Annotated in this window: 12 protein-coding genes and 4 tRNA genes; all 16 read left to right on the top strand. The window is 54.9% G+C overall.

Annotated features, from left to right (window positions below):
• The first annotated feature begins 209 nt into the window (after window positions 1-209).
• The 16 genes from birA (at window position 210) to rpoC (ending at window position 16,092) form a co-directional block, all read left to right on the top strand.
• On the top strand, window positions 210-1,169 hold the full coding sequence (gene birA, locus H7698_RS23500; protein ID WP_194692918.1) for a bifunctional biotin--[acetyl-CoA-carboxylase] ligase/biotin operon repressor BirA: 960 nt from the start codon (window positions 210-212) through the stop codon (window positions 1,167-1,169).
• Complete coding sequence (locus tag H7698_RS23495) at window positions 1,159-1,908, top strand: pantothenate kinase (protein WP_194692917.1); 750 nt, start codon at window positions 1,159-1,161, stop codon at window positions 1,906-1,908. Before birA ends, H7698_RS23495 begins: the two co-directional genes overlap by 11 nt.
• Window positions 1,909-1,915: 7 nt before the next feature.
• Window positions 1,916-2,356, top strand: coding sequence for a hypothetical protein (locus H7698_RS23490; protein WP_162438839.1), 441 nt, complete (start codon window positions 1,916-1,918; stop codon window positions 2,354-2,356).
• A 142-nt stretch (window positions 2,357-2,498) separates the two neighbouring features.
• Window positions 2,499-2,583 (top strand) — tRNA-Tyr (locus H7698_RS23485).
• A 23-nt stretch (window positions 2,584-2,606) separates the two neighbouring features.
• Window positions 2,607-2,680 (top strand) — tRNA-Gly (locus tag H7698_RS23480).
• 26 nt (window positions 2,681-2,706) lie between these two features.
• Window positions 2,707-2,782: transfer RNA gene (locus tag H7698_RS23475), tRNA-Thr, on the top strand.
• Window positions 2,783-2,865: 83 nt separating this feature from the next.
• Window positions 2,866-4,059, top strand: a complete 1,194-nt coding sequence (gene tuf / locus H7698_RS23470; protein WP_007896619.1) for an elongation factor Tu — start codon at window positions 2,866-2,868, stop codon at window positions 4,057-4,059.
• A 53-nt stretch (window positions 4,060-4,112) separates the two neighbouring features.
• Window positions 4,113-4,188: transfer RNA gene (locus tag H7698_RS23465), tRNA-Trp, on the top strand.
• 45 nt (window positions 4,189-4,233) lie between these two features.
• Window positions 4,234-4,602 (top strand): preprotein translocase subunit SecE, encoded by a 369-nt coding sequence (secE, locus tag H7698_RS23460; protein WP_008145488.1) that lies wholly within the window; start codon window positions 4,234-4,236, stop codon window positions 4,600-4,602.
• A 9-nt stretch (window positions 4,603-4,611) separates the two neighbouring features.
• Window positions 4,612-5,145 carry a transcription termination/antitermination protein NusG gene (gene nusG / locus H7698_RS23455; RefSeq protein WP_054052239.1) on the top strand — a complete coding sequence of 178 codons (534 nt, stop codon included), beginning with the start codon at window positions 4,612-4,614 and terminating at the stop codon, window positions 5,143-5,145.
• 117 nt (window positions 5,146-5,262) lie between these two features.
• Window positions 5,263-5,694 (top strand): 50S ribosomal protein L11, encoded by a 432-nt coding sequence (gene rplK / locus H7698_RS23450; protein WP_008008888.1) that lies wholly within the window; start codon window positions 5,263-5,265, stop codon window positions 5,692-5,694.
• Window positions 5,694-6,389 (top strand): 50S ribosomal protein L1, encoded by a 696-nt coding sequence (gene rplA / locus H7698_RS23445; protein ID WP_162438840.1) that lies wholly within the window; start codon window positions 5,694-5,696, stop codon window positions 6,387-6,389. The genes rplK and rplA overlap by 1 nt, the downstream gene beginning before the upstream one ends.
• A gap of 198 nt (window positions 6,390-6,587) precedes the next feature.
• Window positions 6,588-7,088 (top strand): 50S ribosomal protein L10, encoded by a 501-nt coding sequence (gene rplJ / locus H7698_RS23440; RefSeq protein ID WP_064680061.1) that lies wholly within the window; start codon window positions 6,588-6,590, stop codon window positions 7,086-7,088.
• 80 nt (window positions 7,089-7,168) lie between these two features.
• Entirely contained in the window at window positions 7,169-7,534 is a 366-nt protein-coding gene (gene rplL, locus H7698_RS23435) for a 50S ribosomal protein L7/L12 (RefSeq protein ID WP_007896630.1), read from the top strand.
• Between the two features lie 220 nt (window positions 7,535-7,754).
• Window positions 7,755-11,828 (top strand): DNA-directed RNA polymerase subunit beta, encoded by a 4,074-nt coding sequence (rpoB, locus tag H7698_RS23430; RefSeq protein ID WP_162438841.1) that lies wholly within the window; start codon window positions 7,755-7,757, stop codon window positions 11,826-11,828.
• 64 nt (window positions 11,829-11,892) lie between these two features.
• Entirely contained in the window at window positions 11,893-16,092 is a 4,200-nt protein-coding gene (gene rpoC / locus H7698_RS23425; RefSeq protein WP_162438842.1) for a DNA-directed RNA polymerase subunit beta', read from the top strand.
• Window positions 16,093-16,216: the final 124 nt, after the last annotated feature.

Here is a 16,216-nt window from a genome sequence, read left to right as displayed (position 1 = left end):
ACTCAGTAGTGAAACGATGCATCGCCGATGGTAGTGTGGGGTTTCCCCATGTGAGAGTAGGTCATCGTCAAGATTAAATTCCGAAACCCCTGTTTGCTAACGCGAACAGGGGTTTTGTTTTGTCCGCGAAAAAATCTCGCTCGTCGGGTTTCTATGCAACGGCTCGGGGCATGGCTATCATGCGGGCCTCATTGTGAGGCGAGACTTGCATGCTGACGTTGTTGAAGCTTCTTAAGGATGGCCGGTTTCACTCTGGCCAGGCTCTGGGCGTTGCCTTGGGTGTCAGTCGTAGCGCAGTTTGGAAACAGCTTCAGCTCCTGGAGGCTGAGCTGGGTCTTTCCATACACAAGGTGCGCGGCCGTGGTTATCAACTGGCGGCGCCATTGATGCTGCTTGACCCTGTAGGCATAAGCGAGGCGACCCCTTCCTGCGATTGGTCAGTCTTGGTCTTCGACTCTATCGATTCCACAAATGCCGAGGCTTTGCGAGCTATCGAGCGAGGACGGGCTGCCCCGTTCCTGGTGCTTGCTGAAAGGCAAACGGCAGGTCGTGGGCGGCGCGGGCGCAAGTGGGTAAGCCCATTCGCTGAAAACGTCTATTACAGCCTGGTGTTGCGCATTGAAGGCGGAATGCGCCAGCTGGAAGGTCTTAGTCTGGTCGTCGGCCTTGCGGTGATGCACGCCTTGCGCGAGCTTGGTGTATCGGCTGCAGGTCTTAAGTGGCCTAACGACGTATTAGTCGGGCAGAAAAAAATAGCGGGCATACTGCTCGAGCTGATCGGCGATCCGGCCGACGTATGTCACGTGGTACTAGGAGTTGGCATTAACGTAAATATGCAGATGACCGATGAGGTTGATCAGCAGTGGACGTCGATGCGGCTGGAGGCCGGCAAGGTGTTTGATCGCAATCAGATGGTCGCGGTGTTGAGTGAGAAGCTACAGGGCTATTTGCACCGGCACCAGGTTGAAGGATTTTCCGCTATCCAGTTGGAATGGGAGCAAAATCATCTATGGCAAGGACGAGCGGTATCGCTGATTGCTGGTGTTAACCAGGTAGATGGCGAAGTGCTTGGAATCGATAAACAAGGTGCTTTGCGCTTGAAGGTAGATGGTGTGGAAAAGAACTTTAGTGGTGGTGAGCTCAGCCTGAGGTTGCGTGATGATTCTTGAGCTCGACTGTGGAAACAGTTTTATAAAATGGCGTGTTCTCGGCGACGGTGCCGGTGAAGTGGTGGGAGAGGGTATTGTCGATTCGGATCTGGCGTTGCTGGAGAGTCTGAATGCAATAGAGCGCCTCTCCCTGTCCTTTTGTCGTTTGGTAAGTGTCAGGTCCGCCGAAGAAACCGACGCACTGACCGTCTTGCTCGTCAGCGCCTATGGCGTATCTGTTGCCTGCGCCAAACCATCTCGCGAAATGTCCGGTGTTCGTAACGGTTATGAGGAATACGAGCGGTTGGGGCTTGATCGCTGGCTAGCGATGCTGGGAGGATTTCATCTCGCGTCGGGCCCCTGCCTTGTGCTGGATTTTGGTACAGCCGTCACTGCTGATTTCATCGGTGGAGATGGTGGGCATCTCGGAGGCTTTATTTGTCCAGGGATGCCTTTGATGCGCAATCAACTGCGTACTCATACACGAAAGATCCGATATGGAGATCTCGCCGCCGAGCGGGCGCTGGAGAGTCTCGCTCCAGGTCGCACAACCGTCGAAGCGGTGGAGCGTGGATGCTCGTTAATGCTCAGGGGCTTTGTCTTGACCCAGTTGGAGCTGGCACGCAGCTACTGGGGAGACGACTTTTGCGTATTCCTGACCGGCGGAGATGCCGAGCTAGTAGCTGGAGTAGTGCCTGAGGCCCGTGTGGTTCCGGACCTTGTGTTCGTGGGCCTGGCGATGGCGTGTCCCTTGATCTGAGGTATTTATGCGCTGGTTGTTCCTGCTCCTGCTTGTCCTCAATGTGTTCTATTACATCTGGCATCAACAAGAGGCTCCTCTTCGAGCCAAGGACGTGACGCCGTTGAGCCTTTACCGGGGCTCGCAGCAGGATATTCGCTTGCTGAGCGAATCCACGGATGCGGCACGTGACAAGGCCAAGACGGTTCAGCCGGATAGTGGGTGCCTATATGTAGGAGGGTACTCACGCCAGGAGGTGGCTCAGGCAATCGAGCGACGATTGACCGGCATGGAGATCAGGTTTCAGGCGCTGCCGAAGGATCTGCCTGATAATCCTGGCTACTGGGTGCGCGTGGCACCAGAAAGCCGCCGCTGGCTTGATGATGTGCAGCTTCAAAACCTTTCCAGAGAATTCAACGAGTTAAAACATAAAATAATGCCTTGTGAGGGGGTTGCGCCCGCAGTTTAGTTTGCATAGAATGGCGCCCGCTTCGCAGTGAAGACCTTTAGAGGTGATCAGCGCGAAGCGAGGTCAACGCAGCTAACCTCAGGTTTTTAATGAGAAAATGCTTGACAGAAGGCTGGCATAATATAGAATGCCGGCTCGCTTAGGAGGGGTTCCCGAGCGGCCAAAGGGATCAGACTGTAAATCTGACGTCTACGACTTCGAAGGTTCGAATCCTTCCCCCTCCACCATTTTTAGCGAGAGTTGCAATCTCGCGGGTATAGTTTAGTGGTAGAACCTCAGCCTTCCAAGCTGATGATGCGGGTTCGATTCCCGCTACCCGCTCCATGTTTGCAGATCTTGCGCAGTGTTACGCTCTTGTAGCTCAGTTGGTAGAGCACACCCTTGGTAAGGGTGAGGTCAGCGGTTCAAATCCGCTCAAGAGCTCCATATAACAAGGCAGATATGAAAATATCTGCCTTTGTTTTAATGGCTTGTTTGACTTGTAAATTCTTCTCCTGAGGGTGATTTCGATGGCTAAGGAAAAGTTCGAACGTAATAAGCCGCACGTCAACGTAGGCACCATTGGTCACGTCGACCACGGTAAAACTACTCTGACTGCAGCCTTGACCCGCGTCTGTTCCGAAGTGTTCGGTTCGGCAAAGGTTGACTTCGACAAGATCGATAGCGCCCCAGAAGAAAAAGCTCGTGGTATTACCATCAACACCGCTCACGTAGAGTACGATTCGGCCGTGCGTCACTACGCACATGTTGACTGTCCTGGTCACGCCGACTACGTAAAAAACATGATTACTGGTGCTGCACAGATGGATGGTGCGATTCTGGTTTGCTCGGCCGCTGATGGTCCGATGCCTCAAACCCGTGAGCACATTCTCCTGTCGCGCCAGGTCGGCGTTCCATACATCGTTGTCTTCCTAAACAAGGCTGACATGGTAGATGATGCGGAGCTGCTTGAGTTGGTTGAGATGGAAGTGCGCGACCTGTTGAGCACTTACGATTTTCCTGGTGATGACACTCCGATCATCATCGGTTCGGCGCTGATGGCGCTGAATGGTCAAGACGATAACGAGATGGGCACCACCGCCGTCAAGAAGTTGGTCGAGACTCTGGATAGCTATATTCCGCAGCCTGAGCGCGCTATTGATAAGCCGTTTTTGATGCCGATCGAGGATGTATTCTCGATCTCCGGTCGTGGCACTGTTGTGACTGGCCGTGTTGAGCGTGGCATCGTTCGCATTCAGGAAGAAGTCGAGATCGTTGGGTTGCGTGATACGGTCAAGACAACGTGTACGGGTGTGGAAATGTTTCGCAAGCTGCTCGACGAAGGTCGTGCAGGCGAGAATTGCGGCGTATTGCTGCGTGGTACCAAGCGTGATGATGTTGAGCGTGGCCAGGTATTGGTCAAGCCGGGCACTGTCAAGCCGCATACCAAGTTCACTGCTGAAGTTTATGTTCTGAGCAAGGAGGAGGGTGGTCGTCATACGCCATTCTTCAAGGGTTATCGTCCGCAGTTTTACTTTCGTACGACTGATGTGACTGGTAATTGCGAGCTGCCAGAAGGTGTTGAGATGGTGATGCCGGGTGATAACGTTCAGATGACCGTTACCCTGATCAAAACCATTGCGATGGAAGATGGTCTGCGTTTCGCTATTCGTGAAGGCGGTCGTACCGTTGGCGCGGGTGTCGTGGCAAAAGTCATCGAGTAAGTTGTTGTAATGTCTTTTTCGGGCCGGCATAATGGTCGGCCTGATTTTGTTTTAGGTCAGTAGCTCAATTGGCAGAGCGACGGTCTCCAAAACCGTAGGTTGGGGGTTCGATTCCCTCCTGACCTGCCAGATTCACTTGGTGTGTCTGGCTTTCTTTTCACAGGATCTTCATAGATGACTCCTAAAGCTGAAGCTCAAGGCTCTCGCTTCGATCTGCTCAAGTGGCTAGTAGTAGTCGCTTTGGTGGTTGTTGGCGTTGTTGGCAATCAGTATTACTCTGCTTCGCCGATCCTGTACCGTGTACTTGCATTGCTCGCCATTGCTGCTGTAGCTGCCTTTGTAGGCCTGCAGACAGTTAAGGGCAAGTCTTTCTTTGTACTGGTAAAGGAAGCTCGCACCGAGATTCGTAAAGTCGTATGGCCAACTCGCCAAGAAACCACGCAGACCACGTTGATCGTAGTGGCTGTTGTTCTGGTTATGGCGTTGCTGTTGTGGGGGCTTGATTCCCTGCTCGGCTGGCTTGTTTCCTTGATTGTCGGCTAAGGGTGTCCCGTGGCTAAGCGTTGGTACGTTGTGCATGCTTACTCCGGTTACGAGAAGCATGTCATGCGCTCGTTGTTAGAGCGCGTAAAGCTGGCTGGCATGGAAGATGGCTTTGGCGAAATTCTGGTTCCCACTGAAGAAGTGGTTGAAATGCGTAATGGCCAGAAACGCAAAAGCGAGCGCAAATTCTTCCCAGGTTATGTGCTGGTCCAGATGGACATGAACGAGGGTACTTGGCACTTGGTCAAGGATACTCCTCGGGTGATGGGTTTCATCGGCGGTACTGCCGATAAGCCTGCACCGATCACTGATAAAGAGGCAGAAGCGATTCTGCGTCGCGTTGCTGATGGTAGTGACAAGCCGAAGCCGAAGACGTTGTTCGAGCCGGGTGAGTCGGTACGGGTCAATGACGGGCCGTTTGCTGATTTCACTGGCACGGTTGAAGAAGTTAACTACGAAAAGAGCCGGATCCAAGTGGCAGTGCTTATTTTCGGTCGCTCTACTCCGGTAGAGCTAGAGTTCAGCCAGGTCGAAAAAGTCTAGCTGAGCAAGCATCCCAACCCCGCAGCCTTAGGCTGTGGGGTTTTGTCGTCACTGGGATAAACGCGCAAGTAACCGGGGAGCCTTTCGAGGCGTTCGAACCCGTAATTGGAGTGCCTCATGGCCAAGAAGATTACCGCTTACATCAAGCTGCAAGTGAAGGCCGCTCAGGCTAACCCAAGCCCACCTGTTGGTCCTGCATTGGGTCAGCACGGCGTGAACATCATGGAATTCTGCAAAGCTTTCAACGCCCGTACTCAGGGTATTGAGCCAGGCCTGCCGACTCCAGTGATCATCACTGTCTACAGCGACCGTAGCTTCACTTTTGAAACCAAATCCACCCCTGCTTCGGTTCTGCTGAAGAAGGCGGCTGGTCTGACTAGCGGCTCTGCTCGTCCGAATACCGTTAAGGTTGGCACCGTGACCCGTGCTCAGCTGGAAGAAATCGCGAAAACCAAAAACGCGGATCTGACTGCAGCTGATATGGAAGCAGCCGTGCGTACTATCGCCGGTTCTGCTCGTAGCATGGGCCTTAACGTGGAGGGTGTGTAATGGCTAAGTTGACCAAGCGTCAAAAGGCTATCGCCGGCAAAATCGAAGCAGGCAAGTCCTACAATTTTGTAGACGCTGCTGCTCTGCTGGCTGAACTGTCGACTGTCAAGTTCAGCGAGTCGTTCGACGTTGCTGTAAACCTGGGTGTTGACCCGCGTAAATCTGACCAGGTTGTTCGTAGCGCTACTGTGCTGCCACACGGCACTGGCAAGACCGTTCGCGTTGCTGTGTTCACCCAGGGTCCAGCTGCTGAGGCCGCTCTGGCTGCCGGCGCTGACCGTGTAGGTATGGACGATCTGGCTGCCGAAATGAAAGGCGGCGACCTGAACTATGACGTAGTTATCGCATCCCCGGATGCAATGCGCGTTGTAGGTCAGTTGGGTCAGATCCTCGGCCCACGTGGTCTGATGCCTAACCCTAAAGTCGGCACTGTGACTCCAGACGTAGCTACCGCGGTTAAAAACGCCAAGGCTGGTCAGGTTCGTTATCGCACCGACAAAAACGGCATCATCCACACCTCCGTTGGCAAGATCGGCTTCGATGCCGTCAAGTTGAAGGAAAACGTTGAAGCCCTGATCGCTGATCTGAAGCGTATCAAGCCAGCTTCCTCGAAAGGCATTTACGTCAAGCGCGTTACCCTGAGCACCACCATGGGTCCAGGTCTGGTCATCGACCAGGGCTCGCTCGACGCGTAAGACAGAGGTTGGCGCAAGCGATTGCGTCAATTGAAAGATTGGGGTCCCTGCCTGGCGGGGGCTATCCAAGACCGTAGGCGACGCAAGTCTTAAACCTCAAGCCTACGCAGATGGTGCTCCCGGTTCCTTACCGAATCAGACACCAAAACGACATCCGGCTTCGGTTGGATGAAACGGTAACAAGCAGGAGTTTTTCCCGTGGCAATTAAACTTGAAGACAAGAAGGCCATCGTCGCTGAAGTCAACAAGGCTGCCCAAGTTGCTCTGTCCGCTGTCGTGGCTGATGCCCGTGGCGTAACAGTAGGCGCTATGACCGGACTCCGTAAAGAGGCTCGTGAAGCTGGCGTTTACGTACGTGTTGTACGTAACACCCTGCTCAAGCGCGCCGTTGCTGGCACTCAATATGACGTGCTCAACGACGTGTTCACCGGCCCGACCTTGATTGCATTCTCTAAAGACCATCCGGGCGCTGCTGCCCGTATTTTCAAAGAGTTCGCAAAAGGTCAGGACAAGTTCGAGATCAAGGCAGCTGCGTTCGAGGGCAAGTACCTCGCAGCTAATCAGATCGACGTACTGGCAAGCCTGCCGACCCGTGACGAAGCAATTTCTCAGCTGATGAGCGTGATTCAAGGCGCAACCAGCAAATTGGCTCGTACTCTGGCGGCTCTTCGCGACCAGAAAGAAGCTGCTGCAGCCTAAGGCTGAGTCACTCCTTTCAGCGTTTATTGTTTATTTCGATGGCCGCGTAGGCTGTCACCCCAATACAGGAATTTATAGTCATGTCTCTGACTAACGACCAAATCATCGAAGCAATCGGCGAAAAATCCGTTCTGGAAATCGTTGAGCTGATCAAGGCCATGGAAGAGAAGTTCGGCGTTTCCGCTGCCGCTGCTTCCGCTGGTCCAGCTGCTGTTGCTGCCGTTGTTGAAGAACAAACTGAATTCAACGTCATGCTGACCGAAGCTGGCGAGAAGAAAGTTAACGTGATCAAGGCAGTACGTGAACTGACCGGTCTGGGCCTGAAAGAAGCCAAGGCAGTAGTTGACGGCGCTCCTGGCATCGTTCTGGAAGCTGTTTCGAAAGACGCAGCTGACAAAGCAAAAGCCACTCTGGAAGAAGCAGGCGCTAAAGTCGAGCTGAAATAAGCATCGACTTTGCACCTCCAGCCCGAGCGTGAAGCGAAAGGCTGATGGCTGGTGGCTCTTGCCACCGGCCTTTTTCCGTTATTGGCAGCCGACTGGGTCGGTGCTGATAACGAGCTGTAACCACCCGATGCGGTGGAGCAAACCATGGGGTTTGCACGATTTTCTGGCTGCTCCCGTCGGGAGGGGCCAAACAAGCAGGTGACCAAGCTGGGGAACGCTGATGGCTTACTCATATACTGAGAAAAAACGTATCCGCAAGGACTTTAGCAAGTTGCCGGACGTCATGGATGTGCCGTATCTCCTGGCAATCCAGCTGGATTCGTATCGTGAATTCTTGCAGGCGGGAGCGACTAAAGATCAGTTCCGCGACGTGGGCCTGCATGCGGCCTTCAAATCCGTTTTCCCGATCATCAGCTACTCCGGCAATGCTGCGCTGGAGTACGTCGGTTATCGCCTGGGCGAACCGGCATTTGATGTCAAAGAATGCGTATTGCGCGGTGTAACTTACGCCGTACCTTTGCGGGTAAAAGTGCGCCTGATCATTTTCGACAAAGAATCGTCGAACAAAGCGATCAAGGACATCAAAGAGCAAGAAGTCTACATGGGTGAAATCCCCCTGATGACTGAAAACGGTACCTTCGTAATCAACGGTACCGAGCGTGTAATCGTTTCCCAGCTGCACCGTTCCCCGGGCGTGTTCTTCGACCACGACCGCGGCAAGACGCATAGCTCCGGCAAACTGCTGTACTCCGCGCGCATCATCCCATACCGCGGTTCGTGGCTGGACTTCGAGTTCGACCCGAAAGACTGCGTATTCGTGCGTATCGACCGTCGTCGCAAGCTGCCTGCATCGGTACTGCTGCGCGCGCTCGGCTATACCACTGAAGAAGTGCTCGACGCGTTCTATACCACCAACGTTTTCCACCTCAGCGGCGAAACCCTCAGTCTGGAACTGATTGCTTCGCGTCTGCGTGGTGAAATCGCTGTTCTTGATATTCAGGACGAGAAGGGCAAGGTCATCGTTGAGGCTGGTCGCCGTATTACTGCGCGCCACATCAACCAGATCGAAAAAGCCGGTCTCAAGACCCTGGAAGTGCCTCTGGACTACGTCCTGGGCCGCACTACCGCCAAGGCCATCGTGCATCCGGCAACCGGCGAAATCCTGGCAGAGTGCAACACCGAGCTGAACACCGAAATCCTGGCAAAAATTGCCAAGGCCCAGGTCGTTCGCGTCGAGACTCTGTACACCAACGATATCGACTGCGGCCCGTTCGTCTCCGACACTCTGAAGATCGACTCCACCAGCAACCAATTGGAAGCGCTGGTCGAGATCTATCGCATGATGCGTCCAGGCGAGCCGCCAACCAAAGACGCTGCCGAGACCCTGTTCAACAACCTGTTCTTCAGCCCTGAGCGCTATGACCTGTCTGCGGTCGGCCGGATGAAGTTCAACCGTCGTATCGGTCGCACCGAGATCGAAGGTTCGGGCGTGTTGTGCAAGGAAGATATCGTCGCGGTTCTGAAGACTCTGGTCGACATCCGTAACGGTAAAGGCATCGTCGATGACATCGACCACCTGGGTAACCGTCGTGTTCGCTGCGTAGGCGAGATGGCCGAGAACCAGTTCCGCGTTGGCCTGGTACGTGTTGAGCGTGCGGTCAAAGAGCGTCTGTCGATGGCTGAAAGCGAAGGCCTGATGCCGCAAGACCTGATCAACGCCAAGCCTGTAGCTGCGGCGGTGAAAGAGTTCTTCGGTTCCAGCCAGCTTTCCCAGTTCATGGACCAAAACAACCCACTGTCCGAGATTACCCACAAGCGTCGTGTTTCTGCACTCGGCCCTGGCGGTTTGACTCGTGAGCGTGCTGGTTTTGAAGTTCGTGACGTACACCCGACTCACTACGGTCGTGTATGCCCGATTGAAACGCCGGAAGGTCCGAACATCGGTCTGATCAACTCCCTGGCTGCTTATGCGCGCACCAACCAGTACGGCTTCCTCGAAAGCCCGTATCGTGTGGTGAAAGACGCTCTGGTCACCGACGAGATCGTTTTCCTGTCCGCCATCGAAGAAGCTGATCACGTGATCGCTCAGGCTTCGGCCACGATGAACGACAAGAAAATGCTGATTGACGAACTGGTAGCTGTTCGTCACTTGAACGAATTCACCGTCAAGGCGCCGGAAGACGTCACCTTGATGGACGTATCGCCGAAGCAGGTAGTTTCGGTTGCTGCGTCGCTGATCCCGTTCCTCGAGCACGATGACGCCAACCGTGCGTTGATGGGTTCGAACATGCAGCGTCAAGCTGTACCAACCCTGCGCGCTGACAAGCCGCTGGTCGGTACCGGCATGGAGCGTAACGTAGCTCGTGACTCCGGCGTTTGCGTCGTGGCTCGTCGTGGCGGCGTAATCGATTCCGTTGATGCAAGCCGTATTGTGGTTCGTGTTGCTGATGACGAAGTTGAAACCGGTGAAGCCGGTGTCGACATCTACAACCTGACCAAATACACCCGCTCCAACCAGAACACCTGCATTAACCAGCGTCCGCTGGTGCGTAAAGGTGATCGGGTTCAGCGCAGCGACATCATGGCTGATGGTCCGTCCACCGACATGGGTGAACTGGCGCTGGGTCAGAACATGCGCATCGCGTTCATGGCCTGGAACGGTTACAACTTCGAAGACTCCATCTGCCTGTCGGAACGAGTTGTTCAAGAAGATCGCTTTACCACGATCCACATCCAGGAACTGACCTGTGTGGCGCGTGACACCAAGCTTGGGCCAGAGGAAATCACTGCAGACATCCCGAACGTGGGTGAAGCTGCACTGAACAAGCTGGACGAAGCCGGTATCGTTTACGTAGGTGCTGAAGTTGGCGCAGGCGACATCCTGGTTGGTAAGGTCACTCCGAAAGGCGAGACCCAGCTGACTCCGGAAGAGAAGCTCTTGCGTGCCATCTTCGGTGAAAAAGCCAGCGACGTTAAAGACACCTCCCTGCGCGTGCCTACCGGCACCAAGGGTACCGTCATCGACGTACAGGTCTTCACTCGTGACGGCGTTGAGCGTGATGCTCGTGCACTGTCGATCGAGAAGACTCAACTCGACGAGATCCGCAAGGACCTGAACGAAGAGTTCCGTATCGTTGAAGGCGCGACTTTCGAACGTCTGCGTTCCGCTCTGGTCGGCCACAAAGCCGAAGGCGGGGCCGGTCTGAAGAAAGGTCAGGACATCACCGACGAAATTCTCGACGGTCTTGAGCATGGTCAGTGGTTCAAGCTGCGCATGGCTGAAGATGCTCTGAACGAGCAGCTCGAGAAGGCTCAGGCCTACATCGTTGATCGCCGCCGTCTGCTGGACGACAAGTTCGAAGACAAGAAGCGCAAACTGCAGCAGGGCGATGACCTGGCTCCAGGCGTGCTGAAGATCGTCAAGGTTTACCTGGCTATCCGTCGCCGCATCCAGCCGGGCGACAAGATGGCCGGTCGTCACGGTAACAAAGGTGTGGTCTCCGTGATCATGCCGGTTGAAGACATGCCGCACGATGCCAATGGCACCCCGGTCGACGTCGTCCTCAACCCGTTGGGCGTACCTTCGCGTATGAACGTTGGTCAGATCCTTGAAACCCACCTGGGCCTCGCGGCCAAAGGTCTGGGCGAGAAGATCAACCGCATGATCGAAGAGCAGCGTAAAGTTGCCGATCTGCGCAAGTTCCTGCACGAGATCTACAACGAGATCGGCGGTCGCAACGAAGATCTGGACAGCTTCTCCGACCAGGAAATCCTGGATCTGGCGAAGAACCTGCGTGGCGGCGTTCCAATGGCCACCCCAGTGTTCGACGGTGCCAAGGAAAGCGAAATCAAGGCCATGCTCAAACTGGCGGACTTGCCAGAAAGCGGCCAGATGCAGCTGACTGACGGCCGTACCGGCAACAAGTTCGAGCGCCCGGTTACTGTTGGCTACATGTACATGCTGAAGCTGAACCACTTGGTAGACGACAAGATGCACGCTCGTTCTACCGGTTCGTACAGCCTGGTTACCCAGCAGCCGCTGGGTGGTAAGGCGCAGTTCGGTGGTCAGCGTTTCGGGGAGATGGAGGTCTGGGCACTGGAAGCATACGGTGCTGCTTACACTCTGCAAGAAATGCTCACAGTGAAGTCGGACGATGTGAACGGCCGGACCAAGATGTACAAAAACATCGTGGACGGCGATCACCGTATGGAGCCGGGCATGCCCGAGTCTTTCAACGTGTTGATCAAAGAAATTCGTTCCCTCGGCATCGATATCGATCTGGAAACCGAATAACACGTGACGCGAATCGAGAGCGGGGCAGGATTGCCCGCTCTCTGCTCCGCCAGGAGGAAAGGCCTTGAAAGACCTACTGAATTTGCTGAAAAACCAGGGTCAAGTCGAAGAGTTCGACGCCATCCGTATTGGATTGGCATCGCCTGAGATGATCCGTTCGTGGTCGTTCGGTGAAGTTAAAAAGCCGGAAACCATCAACTACCGTACGTTCAAACCTGAGCGTGACGGCCTGTTCTGCGCCAAGATCTTTGGCCCGGTAAAGGATTACGAGTGCCTGTGCGGTAAGTACAAGCGCTTGAAGCACCGTGGTGTGATCTGCGAGAAGTGCGGCGTTGAAGTCGCGCTGGCTAAAGTTCGTCGTGAGCGCATGGCGCACATCGAACTGGCCTCGCCAGTTGCCCACATCTGGTTCCTGAAATCGCTGCCGTCGCGTATCGGTTTGCTGATGGACATGACCCTGCGTGATATCGAACGCGTTCTCTACTTCGAGAGCTATGTCGTTATCGATCCAGGCATGACCACCCTCGAAAAAGGTCAGCTGCTGAACGACGAGCAGTACTTCGAAGCGCTGGAAGAGTTCGGCGACGATTTCGATGCCCGCATGGGTGCCGAAGCTGTCCGCGAACTGCTGCACGCTATCGACCTGGAGCACGAGATTGGTCGTCTGCGTGAAGAAATTCCGCAAACCAACTCCGAAACCAAAATCAAGAAGCTGTCCAAGCGTCTGAAGTTGATGGAAGCCTTCCAGGGTTCCGGCAACCTTCCAGAATGGATGGTGCTGACCGTTCTGCCGGTTCTGCCGCCAGATCTGCGTCCACTGGTCCCGCTGGATGGCGGTCGCTTCGCGACTTCCGACCTCAACGATCTGTATCGTCGAGTGATCAACCGTAACAACCGCTTGAAGCGTCTGCTCGATCTGTCCGCTCCGGACATCATCGTGCGCAACGAAAAGCGTATGTTGCAGGAAGCCGTCGATGCACTGCTCGACAACGGCCGTCGTGGCCGCGCTATCACCGGTTCGAACAAGCGTCCTCTGAAATCCCTGGCTGACATGATCAAGGGTAAGCAGGGTCGTTTCCGTCAGAACTTGCTCGGTAAGCGTGTTGACTACTCGGGTCGTTCGGTAATTACCGTGGGCCCGACCCTGCGTCTGCACCAGTGCGGTCTGCCGAAGAAGATGGCTCTCGAGCTGTTCAAGCCGTTCATTTTCGGCAAGCTGGAAATGCGTGGTCTCGCTACCACCATTAAAGCTGCAAAGAAAATGGTTGAGCGCGAACTGCCAGAGGTTTGGGACGTTCTCGCTGAAGTGATCCGTGAACACCCGGTTCTCCTCAACCGTGCACCGACCCTTCACCGTCTGGGTATCCAGGCGTTTGAACCGGTACTGATCGAAGGTAAGGCTATCCAGCTGCACCCTCTGGTCTGTGCTGCGTACAACGCCGACTTCGACGGCGACCAAATGGCCGTACACGTACCGCTGACACTGGAAGCCCAGTTGGAAGCGCGTGCGTTGATGATGTCGACGAACAACATTCTGTCGCCAGCCAACGGTGAGCCAATCATCGTTCCTTCGCAGGACGTTGTATTGGGTCTGTACTACATGACTCGTGAAGCGATCAACGCCAAGGGCGAAGGTCGTGTGTTCGCGGATCTGCAAGAAGTTGACCGCGTGTTCCGTGCCGGCGAAGCCGCACTGCACGCTAAAGTCAAAGTGCGGATCCACGAAACCGTCAACGATCGTGATGGTGGCAGCGTCAAGAACACCCGTATCGTCGACACCACTGTCGGCCGTGCGCTGTTGTTCCAGGTTGTTCCGCCTGGTCTGTCGTACGACGTCGTCAACCAGCCGATGAAGAAAAAAGCGATCTCGAAGCTGATCAACCAGTGCTACCGCGTGGTTGGTTTGAAAGAGACTGTGATCTTCGCCGACCAGTTGATGTACACCGGTTTTGCCTATTCGACCATTTCCGGCGTTTCCATCGGTGTTAACGACTTCGTTATCCCGGATGAAAAAGCCCGCATCATCAATGCTGCTACTGATGAAGTGAAAGAGATCGAAAGTCAGTACGCCTCCGGCCTGGTAACCCAGGGCGAGAAGTACAACAAAGTGATCGACCTTTGGTCCAAGGCGAACGACGAAGTTTCCAAGGCAATGATGGCTAACCTCTCGAAAGAGAAAGTCATCGACCGCCATGGCGTCGAAGTCGACCAAGAGTCTTTCAACTCGATGTATATGATGGCCGACTCGGGCGCACGGGGTTCTGCTGCGCAGATCCGTCAGCTCGCCGGTATGCGTGGCCTGATGGCCAAGCCGGACGGTTCCATCATCGAAACGCCGATTACTGCGAACTTCCGTGAAGGTTTGAGCGTACTTCAGTACTTCATCTCGACTCACGGTGCTCGTAAAGGTTTGGCGGATACCGCGTTGAAAACTGCGAACTCCGGTTACCTGACTCGTCGTCTGGTAGACGTGGCGCAGGATCTGGTTGTGACCGAGATCGATTGCGGCACCGAACATGGCCTGGTAATGACTCCGCACATTGAAGGCGGTGACGTTGTTGAGCCGTTGGGTGAGCGCGTATTGGGTCGAGTTATCGCCCGTGACGTGTTCAAGCCAGGTACCGAAGAAATCATCGTTCCTGCCGGTACACTGGTAGACGAGAAGTGGGTCGAGTTCATCGAGCTGAACAGCATCGACGAAGTGATCGTGCGTTCGCCGATCAGCTGCGAAACCCGCTATGGCATTTGCGCCAAGTGCTACGGCCGTGACTTGGCTCGTGGTCACCAGGTGAACATCGGTGAAGCGGTCGGCGTTATCGCTGCCCAGTCCATCGGTGAGCCGGGTACCCAGCTGACCATGCGTACGTTCCACATCGGTGGTGCGGCAAGCCGGACCTCCGCAGCTGATAGTGTTCAGGTGAAGAATGGCGGTACCGTCCGTCTGCACAACCTGAAGCACGTTGAGCGAGTGGACGGTTGCCTGGTTGCTGTGTCCCGTTCCGGTGAGCTGGCAATCGCTGATGACTTCGGTCGTGAGCGCGAGCGCTACAAGCTGCCGTACGGTGCTGTGATTTCGGTTAAAGAAGGTGACAAGGTCGACGCTGGCGCAATCGTGGCCAAGTGGGATCCGCACACTCACCCAATCGTTACCGAAATGAAAGGTACCGTGACCTACGTGGGCATGGAAGAAGGCATCACGATCAAGCGTCAGACTGACGAATTGACCGGTATGACCAACATTGAAGTACTCGACGCCAAAGACCGTCCAGCTGCCGGTAAAGATATCCGTCCTGCTGTGAAAATGGTTGATGACAACGGCAAGGATCTGTTGCTGCCAGGTACTGACGTTATCGCTCAGTACTTCCTGCCAGCCAACGCCCTGGTCGGTGTTGCGGATGGTGCGAAGATTGCGATCGGTGATGTTATCGCTCGTATCCCGCAAGAGACTTCGAAGACCCGTGACATCACCGGTGGTCTGCCACGTGTTGCCGACTTGTTCGAAGCACGTCGTCCGAAAGAAGCCTCGATTCTGGCTGAAGTCAGCGGCACCATCGCGTTCGGTAAAGAGACCAAAGGCAAGCGCCGTCTGGTTATCACCCCGAACGACGGTACCGATCCGTACGAAGAGCTGATTCCGAAGTGGCGTCACCTGAACGTCTTCGAAGGCGAACAGGTAAACCGCGGCGAAGTTATCTCCGACGGCCCGAGCGATCCACACGACATCTTGCGTCTGCTGGGTGTGAGTGCGCTGGCCAAGTACATCGTGAATGAGATCCAGGACGTTTATCGTCTGCAAGGCGTGAAGATCAACGACAAGCACATCGAGACCATTCTGCGTCAGATGTTGCGTAAGGTTGAAATCGCTGAATCCGGCGACTCGACTTTCATCAAGGGCGACCAGATGGAGTTGACTCACGTTCTGGTAGAGAACGAGCGTCTGGCTGGCGACGAGAAATTCGTTTCCAAGTTCACTCGCGTACTGTTGGGTATCACCAAGGCGTCGTTGTCCACCGAATCGTTCATCTCGGCGGCTTCCTTCCAGGAAACCACTCGCGTACTGACCGAGGCGGCGGTAACCGGCAAGCGCGATTACCTGCGCGGCCTGAAAGAAAACGTGGTCGTGGGTCGTCTGATCCCGGCAGGTACTGGTCTGGCTTATCACAGCGAGCGCAAGCGTCGCCGTGATGCAGACAAACCATTGCGCGTAAGCGCCAGTGAAGTGGAAGCTGCACTGACCGAAGCGCTGAACTCTAGCGGTAACTGAGTTCTGCGATAAATGAGCGTGAGGCCCTGATCGTTCCGTTCATCGAATCCAGACATTTTGTCGAGGTTGGATGAGCGGGAAGGTCGGGGCCTTGCCTTGACTGGGGGCAAGATCCTCTTTAGAC

The sequence above is a fragment of the Pseudomonas sp. p50(2008) genome (assembly GCF_015351605.1).
Taxonomy (GTDB): Bacteria; Pseudomonadota; Gammaproteobacteria; order Pseudomonadales; family Pseudomonadaceae; genus Aquipseudomonas.
This window is presented reverse-complemented; position numbering and strand designations above follow the sequence as displayed.